The sequence below is a fragment of the Cupriavidus sp. 05L310 genome, from assembly GCF_056398185.1.
Window position 1 is genome coordinate 1 of record NZ_JBFTOX010000109.1, and the last position, 13221, is coordinate 13221.

Genomic DNA, 13221 nt, shown 5'->3' on the forward strand with positions numbered 1-13221 from the left:
GATCGACGCCGCCGGACGCGCATCGGCAAAGCTCGTCAGGAACGCGAAGCTGATCGTCTACCCCGGTGCGCCGCATGGGCTCACCGACACGCACAAGGACAGGTTCAACGCCGACCTGTTGGCATTCATCCGTAGTTGAAACGACGCCGCATCTGCCGGGCCCCACGAAGGCGCCGGCAGACTGACTCACCATAAGAGGTCCTGGACGTCTCCTGAGGGTTGGCCGCTATTCGTAAAAAATCCGACGCATCTCCACTAAGTGGCTGATTTGACAAGAAAATCTATCGTTGGGTCGAGTGGCGGAGCCCGTCTCTGGAGGTCCAGCAGATAGTCCCCGAGCCGATTGATATGCTCGCGCCGGTAAGGGGAAAGCACCTTCAGCACCTCGGCATCAACGGGATGTCCCTTCTCCTGCAGTTCCTTGAACTTGCGCGACATCCACTGGACGTTGTAGAGGAGCGAGGTCGGCACCTATCGTTCGCACACAAACATGCGGCGCGCCTTTCTGCATTGTTCGAGGGCTCTAGGGCTGCGTTTGCTGGCAAGGCTGGCGCCAGATTTTGCATCGAAAGGATGCAATCTGGTGAACTTGATGCTTTATTAATACTTTGATTTATAAGGGTAATTCTTGCCTCACCGCCAGATGTTGCACGGAAAGTACGATTACCCCGTCAACGCCATCTTTCGAAGCCTTCACCCCTATCTTCGAGCGAAAGACCGAGCGATACCCCAGGCTGGCGACGACGGACACAGGCGCCCGGCCTGCCGGAGAACACGCCTACGACCAGCAGTGCATCCTTGCGGAAAAGTTCAGCAAGCTGTGCCGCGATGGCGCAGAGTGCCTGACGATGGGGGCTTGCAATGACATTGAAGACAAGCTGGGCGCCAGCATGCGATCATTGATGCCCCGGATTTCACGCAAAGCCACGTGCCATGCCGGCGGCAGACAGGAGTGTTCGTCCTGCTGCCAATCCCCAACGCCAGCGAAGGAAGACTCGCGCTCATGACGCAACAAACCACTTTCAGCCTCGAACCCAACCCGAACGCGCTCGACGCGGCCACCCGGGATGCACTGATGCGCGACCCCGCGTTCGGCCGCGTCTTTACCGACCATATGGTGACGATCACCTGGCGTGAAGGACAGGGTTGGCAGGACGCCAAGGTCACCGCACGCAAGCCGTTCTCGATCGATCCGGCGTGCTCGGTGCTCCACTATGGCCAGGAGATCTTCGAGGGCATGAAGGCCTTTCGCGGCGCGGATGGCGCAGTAACGCTGTTCCGCCCGCTCGAGAATGCGCGCCGCTTCCAGGCGTCGGCCAAGCGCATGGCCATGCCGGCGTTGCCCGAATCCCTCTTCCTGGAAGCGATCGAGCAGTTGGTGCGGGTCGACCAGGACTGGGTGCCGCACGGCTCGGGCAGCCTCTACCTGCGTCCCTTCATGTTTGCGAACGAGGTGTTCCTCGGCATCAAGCCCGCCTCCGAATTCATTTTCTGCGTGATCGCCTGCCCTGTGGGCCCGTACTTCAAGGGCGGCGACAAGGCCGTCTCCGTCTGGGTCTCCGAGAACTACACGCGCGCCGCGCCCGGCGGTACCGGCGAGGCAAAGTGCGGCGGCAACTATGCCGGCAGCCTGGTCGCGCAGAGCGAGGCCACTGCGAACGGATGCGACCAGGTGGTCTTCCTGGATGCCGCCGAGCACCGCTGGGTGGAGGAACTCGGTGGCATGAACATCTTCTTCGTGATGGACGACGGCACCCTGGTCACGCCGCCCCTTAGCGGCTCGATTCTTCCAGGCATCACCCGGGCTTCGGTGATCGAACTGGCCAGGGAGATGGGCATGACGGTGGAAGAGCGCCGGTATTCATACCCCGAGTGGGAGGCGGATGCCCAAAGCGGACGCCTGGCCGAGGCCTTTGTTTGCGGAACGGCGGCGACGCTGGTGGCCATCGGCGAAGTGCGGTCTTCGCGGACACGCTTTGCGATCGGGAACGGCACGGCCGGCAACACCGTCAAGGTGCTAAGGGAGCGGCTGGTGGAGATTCAGCGCAACCAGGCCGCTGGCCCTGCCGGGTGGGTCCATCACGTCGGTTTGTAAGGGTGCCTTGCGGGACGCTTGTGTTCGGGCTCGCCCGATCTGCCGCTTGGCAAACTGCAGGCCAAACCGGAAACCATCGCGCAGTTCGGATTCGCACCTCGCTGCGCCATGCCGGCCCCGCGCTAGCCGCCGGCCGTCATGCGGACTCCATGCCGTCCTCCACCCCGCATGACACGCTGATCTTCTCGATCAGACCGAGCAGCAGCGGCGCATAGCGCGCCACATCGCGCGGCTTGTCGCTGGGCTTGTGCGGGAAGCTGATATTGAGTCCGTACCATTGGTGGTCCGGCCCGCGGAACGCCGCGCCCACGGCGGTCAGGTGACCCGGCTGGTAGTTGGCGGTGCAATAGCCTTGCGCCTGGGCCTGGGCAATGCCGCGCGACAGTTCCTTGTGCAAGGCCGGCCATTCGTCGCCGGCCTTTTCCGCGATCCGCGCGAGGCAATGGTCACGCACGCCGGCCGGCGCCGCAGCCAGCCATGCCATGCCGATCGAGGTCAGTTCCATTGGAATCCGCGTGCCGGGCGCCACGCGCCGGGTGCGCGATACGCTGTCGCGGCTGTGGCGCACTGCGGCCAGGTAGACCATGGTGGTCTGGTCGGGCACGGCCAGGCCGACATTGACTTTTTCCGCCTCGGCAATCTTGCGCATCAGCGGCAGCGCGATATCGGGCACCGCGGTGGCGTGGTGGAAGGCGTCTGCCAGGCTTACCACCACCGCCGCCAGCCGGTAGGCGCGCTCGGTGGAGTCGTAGCGCAGGAAGCCGCTGTCCACCAGCGAGTGTGTGAGGCGGCTGACGGTGGGGCGCGGCAGTCCGGTGCGCGCAGCCAGCTCCGCATTGGTCAGGCTGGAAGAGCCGACGCGGAACGCGCGCAGCAACATCAGGCCACGTTCGAGCGACTGGCTGCCTTCGGTCTGGCGCGTGAAGCGGCCAGTACTGTGGGTGAGCGCACGGGTCGAAGGCGATTTGGGTCGGGAATCCGGCTGGGAGAGAGTATCGGGCATGTGGTTGTCGGCAGCCCCGCCAGTCCAGCTTCGGTGTGCCGCAATTTAATTTCGAATTCCGAAATTGTAGTGTGGCGCGGCAACGCGCATCGGCGAATACTGGGTGCCTTCTCACCTTCCGGAGCCCTTCGCCATGACCTCGGCATCCACCCCCGAAATTGTCCTGAGACGCGACCAGCATGTTGCGCAAATCGAGATCTCCCGCCCGCCCCATAACTTTGTCGACGCCGATGTCATGCGCCAGCTGGCCGAAGCGCTGCTCCAACTCGACGGGGACGACAGCTGCCGCGCCGTGGTGCTGTCATCCGGCGTGGGCGCCTTCTGTGCCGGGGCCGATTTCAGCGGTGCGGACCAGGGCAGCGTCTCGCGCGATCCATCGGCCTTCTACGCACAGGCCATGAAGCTGTACCGTAACCGCAAGCCCATTGTGGCGGCGGTGGAGGGTGCGGCGATCGGAGCGGGGCTGGGCCTGGCGCTGGTGGCGGATTTCCGCGTCACATGCCGCGAAGCACGCTTCAGCGCCAGCTTCAACCGGCTCGGCTTCCATCCCGGCTTTGGCATGAGCGTGACGCTACCGCGCTTGATCGGCGAGCAGCAGGCCGCACTGCTGTTGTACACGGGCAGGCGTGTCGACGGCGAAGAAGCGATGCGCATCGGTCTGGCCGACGAACTCGTGGCGCAGGCCGAGGTGCTTACCCGCGCACTGGCGCTCGCGCACGACATAGCGGCCTCGGCGCCGCTGGCCGTCGAAAGCACGCGCGAAACGCTGCGCCTGGGCCTGGCCGACCGCATTGTGGAGGCTAACCAGCGTGAGCTTGCCATCCAGCGTGTGCAGTTCGCCACCGCGGATTTTCGCGAAGGCGTGGCGGCAATGGCCGAGCGCCGCGCGCCAGTCTTCCAGCGCCGCTGAGGGGTCCGTATGCAACAGCAGAATTCCGTCTGCGCCGGTCCGCTCGAGGGCATTCGCATACTCGACCTGACGTCGGTGGTGCTGGGCCCGCTGGCCACGCAATCTCTGGCCGACCTGGGCGCGGACGTCATCAAGATCGAAGGACCGGAAGGTGACCTCATGCGCGCCAATGGCGTATCGCGCAACGCCGGCATGAGTTCAATCTACTTGGCGCTCAACCGCAACAAGCGCTCGGTGGTGCTGGACCTAAAGACGCCCGCGGGCGCGGCGGCGCTGCGCCGCCTGATCGCCGGCGCCGACGTGCTGATCCACAATATGCGAGTGGCCGCCATCGAGCGGCTGGGCTTCGGCTATGTTGCAGTGGCGGCGTTGAACCCGCGCATCGTCTACTGCGTGGCCACCGGCTTCGGCCAGGACGGCCCGCACCGCAACAAACCGGCCTTCGACGACATCATCCAGGCCGCTTGCGGGCTGGTGTCGCTGGGCTCCGCCGCTGGCAACCGGCCCGAGTACGTGCCCAGCCTGATTGCCGACAAGACCACCGGGATGGCGCTGGCCAACGCGGTGATGGCCGCGCTGCTGCACCGCGAGCGCCACGGTAGCGGGCAAGCGGTGGAGGTACCGATGCTGGAAACCATGGCCAGCTTCGTGATGGCCGAGCACCTGGCGGGGTTGACTTTCGAGCCCGCCACCGGCGAAGCCGGCTATGCGCGCCTGCTGGGAGGCGGAAGGCGGCCGGCGCAGACTGCGGACGGATGGATTTGCGTGCTGCCGTACACGGACCGCCACTGGAAAGCCTTTTTCCACGCAGTGGGCCGCGACGACTTGGCCGATAAATACAACATAGCCAGCCGCGCGCAGCGCAACGCCCATATCCGCGCGCTGTACCAGCAGCTCACGGAAATCACGCCGGCCCGCACGACGGCAGAGTGGATGACGCTTTTCGAAACGCTGGATATCCCAGCCACCCCGATCTACACGCCGGACGAATTGCTGGCGCATCCGCACCTGGAAGCGGTCGGGCTGTTCCAGCAGACGGAGCATCCCACCGAGGGCCCGTTACGCGAGATGCGGCCCACGGCGCGCTTCTCCGCCACGCCGCTGTCGCTGCGCCGCCACGCGCCCACGCTAGGCGAGCACACCGATGAGGTATTGCGCGAAGCCGGGCTAGCCCCTGAAGACATAGCCCAGGTAACGGGCGACCTGAATGCCGGCTGACGCGGCACGCGAACCATAAAGGAGGCATTGCATGAACTTCGCACTGGAAGAAGAGCACCAGATGCTCAAGGATCTGGTGGCGCGCTTTGTGCGCGAGCAGTTGATCCCGCTCGAAGCGGGTGTACTGGCCCGCGAGGCAGAGGGCGGCCAGCTCACGCTGCTGCCGCAGGAGCAGGACAAGCTGGACGGACTGTCGCACGAACTGGGCTTGTGGGGCCTGGACGCGCCGGCTGAGATGGGCGGCGCCGACCTGCCGGTGGTGGCCATGGTCGGCGTCAACGAGGAGCTGGGAAAGACCATCACGCCTTACGACCTGCCGCCCGATTCGCCGAATCTGCGCATGCTGCTCAAGACTGCCGACGCCGCTCAGCGTGCGCGCTACCTGGAACCGTACGCGCGCGGCGAAACCGTCTCGGCGATTGCCATTTCCGAGCCAGGTGCCGGCGGCGACCCGGCCATGATGACCACCCGCGCCGAACGCGACGGCGACGACTGGGTGCTCAACGGCCGCAAGATCTGGATCAGCCGGGCCGCTCGCGCCGACTGGACCATCGTGATGGCGGTGACCGACAAGGCGCGCGGCGCGCGCGAGGGCATCTCCGCGTTCCTGGTCGACCGCGGCACGCCCGGCTTCAAGGTGGAACGGCGCATCCCCATGATCGGCGGCGCCTCCACCTACGAGGTGGTGCTGGAGGACTGCCGTGTTGCGCACACGCAGCTTCTCGGTGCAGAAGGACAGGGCTTTGCGCCGATGCAGGCGCGGCTGTCCAGCCGGCGCGTGCAGATGGCGGCCTGGTGCATCGGCCGCGCCCAGCGTGCGCTCGACATGCTGTGCGAGTACGCGCCGCAGCGCCGCACCTTCGGCGCCGCGCTCGCGGACAGGCAGGCCATCCAGTGGTGGGTGGCCGATGCCGCTACCCGCATCCACGCCTGCCGCCTGATGACCTATGAGGCCGCGGCGCGCATCGACGCCGGCGAGGAAGCGCGCACCCAGGTCTCCATGATCAAGGTGTTCGCCACGGAGATGGCCTGGGACGTGATCGACCACGCCATGCAGGCCTTCGGGGCGATGGGCATGACCAAGGAAATGCCGCTGCAGCAGATGGCCAATGAGACGCGGCTGATGCGCATCTACGAAGGGCCGTCCGAAGTACACCGATGGGTCATCGCGCGAGATCTGCTCGGCCTCAAACGTTAGTCCGTCGCAAAGACCACTCACCTCACGGAATCACCGAACCACTGACGCACCCGCACTGGCGGAACCCACTGCCGGGCGGAAGACCAAGGAGACAATATGACCCGAACCGTGAACTGTTCCCGGCGTAGCTTCGCTATCCTGACCGGCACCGCTGTCGCAGCGAGCCTGGCGGGCGTACCGTTCGCCGCGTTGGCGCAGCCGCAGGCATTTCCCAACCGGCCGATCCGCTTTATCGTGCCGTTTCCGTCCGGCAGCGGTACCGACATGACCGCCCGCATGTTCGCCAAGAAGATCGGCGAGCTGACGGGGCAGGGCGTCGTGGTGGAGAACAAGCCGGGCGGCAACGGCTTTATTGGTGTGCAGACGGTGCTCAGCGCGCCGGCGGACGGATACACGGTGTTTATCGGCAGCAACTCCACGCTATCCACCAACGCCGCTACCTTCCGCAAGCTGCCTTACGATCCGCTGACCGATTTCCAGCCCATCACGCTGCTGTCGCGGGGGCCATGCCTGATCATCGTGCCCGCCAGTTCTCCTTACCACACGCTCAACGCGCTGGTGGAAGATGCGCGCAAGCGCCCCGGTGCACTTAACTACGGTACTGGCTCGGTGTCATACACGCTGTACAGCGAATGGTTGAATGAGCAAAGCCGCATGAAGACCACGGGCGTCCCCTACAAGGGCGCGGGCGACGCGATCAACGGCGTGATGGCCGCCAACGTGGACTTCGCCGTGGTGGACGCCAGCGGCGCGATCGAACTGGTCAAGGGCGGCAAGGTGCGCGCACTGGCCTACACCGCGCCCCAACGCTCACCACTGCTGCCTGGGGTGCCGAGCGCGCCCGAAGCCGGCGTGCCGGATTTCCTGGCCTATAACTGGGTGGCGGCGGCGGTGTCCGCCAAGACCCCTGCACCCATCGCACAACGCCTTGGCGAACTGTTCGCCAAGGCCGGTGCTGCCGACGATGTCAAAGAGTATTACCAGCGCCAGTCCACCTCGCTGATACTGTCCACGCCGGCAGAACTGCGCGACTACCAGAAGGACGAGATAGCGCGCTGGAAGCGGCTGGCGGCAATCGCGAAGATCGAGCTGCTGTAAAACTGGAACACGCGCGCGAGCAACTCGCGCCGATGCCCTATGCGCGGGGCCAGGGCCGAGGCAGGAGAAATCCCGGCCGAGTGCGCTCAACGAAAGGCTGGCCGGCGTGGCCGCGCGGGGCGACTCCATCCATGACGCCGGCGTGCAGTTAGGCAAGCTGCTGCCGGATCGGGCCGAAGCTCGAAGCAACGCCTGGGTGCGCTTGCGATCGCGAGACCCTCGCATCCGACGCTCGAGTTCACGTGTGGGCTGGTGGCTGTTCTCGGCCCGATTGTTCAAGCGAGCAGCGGTTTTGACGAACACGTGTTTGACATTGGCTAGTTCCGGGATGTCGGCCTTCGTGGCCGGGTAACTGCGCAATTGGTCAGTGACGATTTTCGCGGCACGCGGCAGGAGCGAAGCACTCGGATGAAGAAGCGTTTGGCTTCGGTCTTGTCGCGCCGGTTCTTTATTCAGACTGCGTTCATGACGGGCTTGCACTCCAATGGCAAGACCGGTGTCAAAACGAAGCCTGACGCCGTGCACTAGCATCATGCAGACAAGCTTGCGCGCAGAGTACGTCGGACACCGCGTGTCGGGGAGGGAAGGTGGCTCCCTTCCATTTTGCTCGCGTACGTCGTCTTCCAGGTTGACGGACGTATGTGTCTTGACGGTGGCTCAACGGACAGGGGCGCGTTGTTGTCATGAAAAGCTTAGTTCGAGGCATCCAAAGTAAAGCGGGAAGTGGCGCGAGGCCGGATGATTCACTCGTAGTCGCTGACACTTGGACATCAACCGCTTTAAGGAGACTTGCATGCACTCCATCGACGACTCTTTGCGACCTGAAGATCACAGCCACTGATCATTCAGACCGCGACCTACGGACCGCAATGGCTGCCCGGAGATCCGGACGATGTGCCGGTGACGATGGCCGCTCAGGTGCAAAGGGCAGCGGACTGCTACAACGCGGGCGCCATCGTTTTGCACATGCAGGTGCGCGAAGCCGACGGCAAGGGCTCCAGGCGCGTGTTCATGTTCAACGAATGCTGGATCGCCTGCGCACCGCCGTGCCGAAGACGGCGCTGCAAATGGGGTTCTAAAGCTCTCTCATCTAGTTCGACATTCTCAATATTCACATTTCAACCTGGATATCCATCATCATGAACTTCCTTGACGGCCACCTGTATCCCGAGAACCAGCAGCCTCTGATCATCACAGCCGCTCCCTATGCGCCGGGCTGGATTCCCTCAGACTTCCCGGAAGATATCCCTGTCACCATGGAGGAGCAGATCCAGAAGGCGGTGGATTGCTATGAAGCCGGTGCCACCGTGCTGCATCTGCATGTGCGCGAACCCGATGGCAAGGGCAGCAAGCGCCTGTCCATGTTCAATGAGCTGATCGCCGGGGTGCGCAAGGCCGTACCCGAGATGGTCATCCAGGTGGGTGGCTCGATCAGCTTTGCACCCGAGGACGATGGCTCTGCGGCCAAATGGCTCTCCGACGACACGCGGCATATGCTGGCCGAACTCGATCCGAAGCCCGACCAGGTGACGGTGACCGTCAACACTACGCAGATGAATGTGACTGAGCATGCTGGTCTGGATGACTTCAAGGGGGTTTCGCGGGGATTCCCGCACCTCTATGCAACCTACAAGGACATGATCGTGCCCTCGAACCCCAGTTGGGTCGAGGAGCACATCCGACGCCTGACAGCCGCCGGAATCCAAAGTGAGTTTCAGTGCTACAACATCAACAGCTTTGAAACGATTGAGCGGATGATTCGCCGCGGCGTCTACAAGGGGCCACTGGTGATGAACTGGGTGGCTATCAGCGGCGGCATGGATCAAGCGAACATTTACAACCTGGCCAACTTTCTGCGTGCTGCGCCCGACGGAGCAGTGATCACGGTGGAAAGTTCGGTGCTAAATGTGCTGCCCGTGAATATGATCGGCATGGCTTTGGGCCTGCATGTGCGGTGCGGCATCGAGGATGTACTCTGGAACCAGACCCGCACGGGAAAGAGCACCTCCGTCGAGCAAATCAAGCAATTGGTGCGTATCGCCGGCGAATTTGGTCGCCCCATAGCGACAGCGAAACAGGCACGAGAGATCATGCAGATTGGGGTCTTCTACGACACGGCGGAAGAGACGCTTCAGGCCAATGGCTTCGCGCCCAATCGTAACGGTGGCAACCAGGGATTCCTGCGCAAGCCGACCTAAAGCCTTTGGGGGGAATTGACATCATATGCTCTCTGTGCTGCCTCGGCGGCATGTTTTTGAGGCTGGCGCAATCGATGTCAGGGGGGGCGTGACAGCGTCACGCACCGAACACAATAGTGAATTGCGGCTAATGATGTACTTACGGTCACGCACAACCAGACTGAATCAGGGCTCATGACCGGGGTCGACTGGGACCTGAAGAGGCCAATTCCGGCAATCTTCATGCGTCGATTGCGGCCGTCGGGAAACGACGGTCAGTCTGTTCTCGCGACCGAGCTGCGTGCCTACTGCAAGGATTGCTCGAGGGTTTAAATGCCTGCGCAAGATGGTGAGAGCTACTACCGGCCAAGGCGTAGCCCGCCCAAATTGACGGTCTGGTCTTGAAGCCCTCCCATTGCCGGCTGCACGTTACTCAAAGGTTTTGGTAAGCGGGCCTTGTGTGCCTAGAATCCCTTTGAGCATTGGCTTGCGGGCGATTTTCATTTTCCCAGGTTTTTTTCAGGAGAATGCAATGCGAAACCACAAATGCTGGAGGAGAGGGAAATGATCATGCGTAAATTACCTGCAGTTGGTTTAACAGTTGTGATGGCGCTCGTCTTTACGGGTGCGAGCGCCCAGCAGACACAAGAATCGAAAGCCCAACAAGGAGCAGAATCAACCCAGATTCCAAATGCGCCGCCGACCACAGCGGAAGCCAAGGCCATTATTGCCGAGCGTTTCAAGGCGGCCGACGTCAACCATGACGGCAAGCTAAGCCGGGAAGAAGCCAAGGCGGGTATGCCGGAGGTTTACAAGCGCTTTGACCAGATCGATGCCAGGAAGCGGGGTTACATAACAGAGCGTCAGATCGGTGCTTATTGGGAGGCAAAGACCAAGGAACAGATGCAGAAGGAAAATCCCATTTGGAACTGAGCCCCCTCTGCCTTAACGCCCGAAGTCGCCCAGGATTCGGAATGGCGCGTCCTACACTTCAATCTTCGAGCGGGTTCGGGCGTTCAGTGCGTTGAATCGTAGTGACGCATGTTGGCCGTCCCGGCGGGGCGAATTACCAGACCGATGCTCGGGTTTGAAGCCTTTCGCGGCGCGAGCATCCTCCCGGGCAGCATTGAAATCACGCATATGGTTGCCAAGGGGCAAACGCAGTGCATCGATGGGATGCTGCGCCCGCAGCGCAGCAATTTTATTCCCTGGCAGCATCAACTGCGCGATTCGGTTCCTGGCTGCCTCGCGCTCTGATCGCGACAGAACCCCGCACCGCTCATTTGTCGATGACCCGGCGCGCAAACCGCTCCAGATAATCCAGCAGCGCATGGGCCCCCGCCAGGGCGTGGGCCAAGAGCAGAGCTTCGCACGGCATTGCCAGGTGCTGTCTTTATGCTTTAGTCGTAGCCTGCCTAGCGTTTTGTGCGCTTTTTGAAACAAATGGAAGGTAAATGGCATTGCCGGGTGGCCGAAGCAACGGTTGCGACCAGTGGCAGGCGGCATGGTTGAAGAGCCGCCACCTTGTACAAAACAAGGCGCTGCGCGAGCGGCTGGCATCGGCGCTGATCTGGACTACATTGATTCCATCGTGATTTGACGAGGTCACTGCCATGTCCAGACAACTTGCCGTGATGATGGCGCTGCTGGCCGCCAGCGGCCTGGCGCAGGGCGTCACCAAATGCCGGAGTGGAGGCGAAGTCCTCTACACGTCGGCGTCCTGCCCGGCCGGCTACATGAATGTCACCGGCACCATGCAGGGCCACCTGCTCACGGTGCCCAACGTTACGAAAACCCTTCGGGAAAATCAGGCCTACTTGAGTATCCGCGCGCAGACAGCGGAGCAGGTCAGGGCGCAACGGGCGCGGGACGAGGAATGGAACTTGCGGACCCAGAACCTCTTTCTGAACCAGTGCCTGATTCTCGACTACCGGGTGCGCGCGACTGAACGCGCAATGAACGAGACTGAGTACTGGAGCCGCGCCGATCGCTACCGCAAGGGTGTCGACGCGCTGCGTGCCCAGCAGTACTACCTGGGCTGCTTTGGCTGACTGCCGAAGTCAGCAACGAGTTTACGGCATCCGCAATGTCCTTGAAATGTCGCGGGAATCTGCTAGTAGTGGACTTTAGAGGCCGCACTGGAAGGGAAAGGAGGGCGTCATGGTGAGTCGCGTCGAAGCGGTTCTGGACAAGTATGGCCTCCAGGCTGGCGCCATGGAGCAAGCGATTTACCTCAAGGTTTCCGTAACTGACGTGCGGGGACTGGGTGTGTCGGGCCTTGGGATCAAAAGCTTTCGGGCGGTCGACCTCGGAGCGTTCCGGAACGTTGAGCACACCGAAATCACCGGTACGGGCCAATTCGATATTGTCCAGGTCGATCAAGTCTCTGCACCGCCGGGAGCCGATGCCTTTTCGGTCGAGGCCTGTAAAGGCTATTACATCCTTCGTGTTGCGAAACCCGCGAACGGTTGGCGTCCACACATGACGCTCGGGCTTACGGTCCAGGTACTCAGGGACCTACGGCTAACGCCTGGCTTCGGAGGGCCGACAGATGGCACGCATGGTGCGGCCACCTACGACTACTGCCACACGCTGGTGCAAATCGATTTCCTGTAGTGCTATGGCGGCGACGGCGCGGGGCTAGCACAAGAATTCGGGTCATCGATTGTGGATACAGACCCCGATCTGTTTTGTCGTTGCCGCTTGACTGAAGGTGAGGGTGAGCGGCGGCGGCAGAATCCTGACGTTTACTCCTTCGCTAAGCTCCGATGCGGCACCATCAAAGCATCGATGAAGGGGGCCTTCTGCGCAAGATACTCACCGATGCCTCCACGGTTATTTGATTCGAGCTGAAATTTCAAATCCTGATACTGCTGTCGTATACCGGGATCGCTCCTAAGAAGATCGCCAAAACGGAGCATTCGCTCAATCTGCCAGTGGCCACTGACACATACATGCACCTTGTGGGTTCGCACCCCATCAACATCGCGACGATAGAAGTGGTGCCCTGATGAAAGATCACTTCCCCGAACGTAACCCAGTACATACATGAAACTGTCTCGCGCTGCCTCGTCCCGATGCTCTGACACCTCAACCAAGAGGTCGATTTCTGGCTTGGCTGCAAGTCCGGGAACAGCCGTGCTCCCGACGTGATAGATATCGACAAATTCAACACCAAAGACTTTCGCTACGCGCTCTTTCTCGCTGGCGAAAAGGGCAGGCCATCTGCTGTCATAGTGGGAAATTTTACTGGTAAGCGCCATTTTGCCTCATTCTTCCAGAAAAACTGGAATTGTCCGTTCCGTTGAGTGGCCGTGGCTGCTTCTGCAACCGCTGCTGGAAGCGGACATTCTGATTTGGCCTCTACAACTCGTTGTCTAGGCTGTTTTTAGATGTCAGTCGGCTGGCTAATTTGAAATGTCAGTGCGGTCGTGCTTTTTGTGGTTTAGCCGTAACGCGGTCAAGCTGGCCGGAAGGGGAGAAGCCAGCACAGGGTGGGGCGGTGGTGCCGGCGATGGCGCG

At 62.1% G+C, this 13221-nt stretch carries 15 protein-coding genes and 2 pseudogenes; 13 read left to right on the forward strand and 4 right to left on the reverse strand.

Annotated features, from left to right (window positions below):
- Positions 1-139, forward strand: a 139-nt coding sequence (locus AC1DS6_RS41295; RefSeq protein ID WP_477104222.1) for an alpha/beta fold hydrolase, incomplete at its 5' end; no start/stop codon positions are given.
- Positions 140-255: 116 nt separating this feature from the next.
- Here AC1DS6_RS41295 and AC1DS6_RS41300 read toward each other — a convergent pair.
- Positions 256-459: pseudogene (locus AC1DS6_RS41300) on the reverse strand (Tn3 family transposase); the annotation flags it as partial.
- Positions 460-1003: 544 nt separating this feature from the next.
- On the opposite strand from AC1DS6_RS41300, the gene AC1DS6_RS41305 reads away from it, so the two are divergent.
- Positions 1004-2095 (forward strand): branched-chain amino acid aminotransferase, encoded by a 1092-nt coding sequence (locus AC1DS6_RS41305; RefSeq protein WP_441635293.1) that lies wholly within the window; start codon positions 1004-1006, stop codon positions 2093-2095.
- Between the two features lie 136 nt (positions 2096-2231).
- Here AC1DS6_RS41305 and AC1DS6_RS41310 read toward each other — a convergent pair whose 3' ends face one another.
- Positions 2232-3098 carry an IclR family transcriptional regulator gene (locus AC1DS6_RS41310; protein WP_477104673.1) on the reverse strand — a complete coding sequence of 289 codons (867 nt, stop codon included), beginning with the start codon at positions 3096-3098 and terminating at the stop codon, positions 2232-2234.
- Between the two features lie 133 nt (positions 3099-3231).
- Here AC1DS6_RS41310 and AC1DS6_RS41315 point away from each other — a divergent pair, with 133 nt between their 5' ends.
- The 4 genes from AC1DS6_RS41315 (at position 3232) to AC1DS6_RS41330 (ending at position 7522) form a co-directional block, all read left to right on the forward strand.
- Positions 3232-4008 (forward strand): enoyl-CoA hydratase/isomerase family protein, encoded by a 777-nt coding sequence (locus AC1DS6_RS41315; RefSeq protein WP_477104674.1) that lies wholly within the window; start codon positions 3232-3234, stop codon positions 4006-4008.
- A gap of 9 nt (positions 4009-4017) precedes the next feature.
- On the forward strand, positions 4018-5226 hold the full coding sequence (locus AC1DS6_RS41320; RefSeq protein WP_441635299.1) for a CaiB/BaiF CoA transferase family protein: 1209 nt from the start codon (positions 4018-4020) through the stop codon (positions 5224-5226).
- Between the two features lie 31 nt (positions 5227-5257).
- Entirely contained in the window at positions 5258-6424 is a 1167-nt protein-coding gene (locus tag AC1DS6_RS41325; protein WP_441635301.1) for an acyl-CoA dehydrogenase family protein, read from the forward strand.
- Positions 6425-6520: 96 nt separating this feature from the next.
- The gene (locus tag AC1DS6_RS41330) at positions 6521-7522 is read left to right on the forward strand and encodes a Bug family tripartite tricarboxylate transporter substrate binding protein (protein WP_441635303.1); all 1002 of its coding nucleotides are present in this window, start codon (positions 6521-6523) and stop codon (positions 7520-7522) included.
- A 151-nt stretch (positions 7523-7673) separates the two neighbouring features.
- On the opposite strand, the pseudogene AC1DS6_RS41335 reads toward AC1DS6_RS41330, so the two are convergent.
- Positions 7674-7974: pseudogene (locus AC1DS6_RS41335) on the reverse strand (DDE-type integrase/transposase/recombinase); the annotation flags it as partial.
- A 442-nt stretch (positions 7975-8416) separates the two neighbouring features.
- Between AC1DS6_RS41335 and AC1DS6_RS41340 the strand changes: the two are divergent.
- The 7 genes from AC1DS6_RS41340 (at position 8417) to AC1DS6_RS41370 (ending at position 12315) form a co-directional block, all read left to right on the forward strand.
- Complete coding sequence (locus AC1DS6_RS41340) at positions 8417-8665, forward strand: 3-keto-5-aminohexanoate cleavage protein (protein WP_441635305.1); 249 nt, start codon at positions 8417-8419, stop codon at positions 8663-8665.
- Positions 8662-9720 carry a beta-keto acid cleavage family enzyme gene (locus AC1DS6_RS41345; protein WP_045242863.1) on the forward strand — a complete coding sequence of 353 codons (1059 nt, stop codon included), beginning with the start codon at positions 8662-8664 and terminating at the stop codon, positions 9718-9720. Before AC1DS6_RS41340 ends, AC1DS6_RS41345 begins: the two co-directional genes overlap by 4 nt.
- A gap of 543 nt (positions 9721-10263) precedes the next feature.
- Positions 10264-10632 carry a CREC-EF hand family protein gene (locus AC1DS6_RS41350; protein WP_441635308.1) on the forward strand — a complete coding sequence of 123 codons (369 nt, stop codon included), beginning with the start codon at positions 10264-10266 and terminating at the stop codon, positions 10630-10632.
- A gap of 144 nt (positions 10633-10776) precedes the next feature.
- The gene (locus AC1DS6_RS41355) at positions 10777-10956 is read left to right on the forward strand and encodes a hypothetical protein (protein WP_441635310.1); all 180 of its coding nucleotides are present in this window, start codon (positions 10777-10779) and stop codon (positions 10954-10956) included.
- Positions 10957-11153: 197 nt separating this feature from the next.
- The gene (locus AC1DS6_RS41360; protein ID WP_441635312.1) at positions 11154-11294 is read left to right on the forward strand and encodes a hypothetical protein; all 141 of its coding nucleotides are present in this window, start codon (positions 11154-11156) and stop codon (positions 11292-11294) included.
- An 18-nt stretch (positions 11295-11312) separates the two neighbouring features.
- A complete protein-coding gene (locus AC1DS6_RS41365; RefSeq protein WP_477104675.1) occupies positions 11313-11750 on the forward strand; it encodes a hypothetical protein in 438 nt (145 codons plus the stop codon).
- Between the two features lie 109 nt (positions 11751-11859).
- The gene (locus AC1DS6_RS41370; RefSeq protein ID WP_045242856.1) at positions 11860-12315 is read left to right on the forward strand and encodes a hypothetical protein; all 456 of its coding nucleotides are present in this window, start codon (positions 11860-11862) and stop codon (positions 12313-12315) included.
- A gap of 131 nt (positions 12316-12446) precedes the next feature.
- Here AC1DS6_RS41370 and AC1DS6_RS41375 read toward each other — a convergent pair whose 3' ends face one another.
- Complete coding sequence (locus AC1DS6_RS41375) at positions 12447-12962, reverse strand: GrpB family protein (protein WP_477104676.1); 516 nt, start codon at positions 12960-12962, stop codon at positions 12447-12449.
- Between the last annotated feature and the right edge of the window lie 259 nt (positions 12963-13221).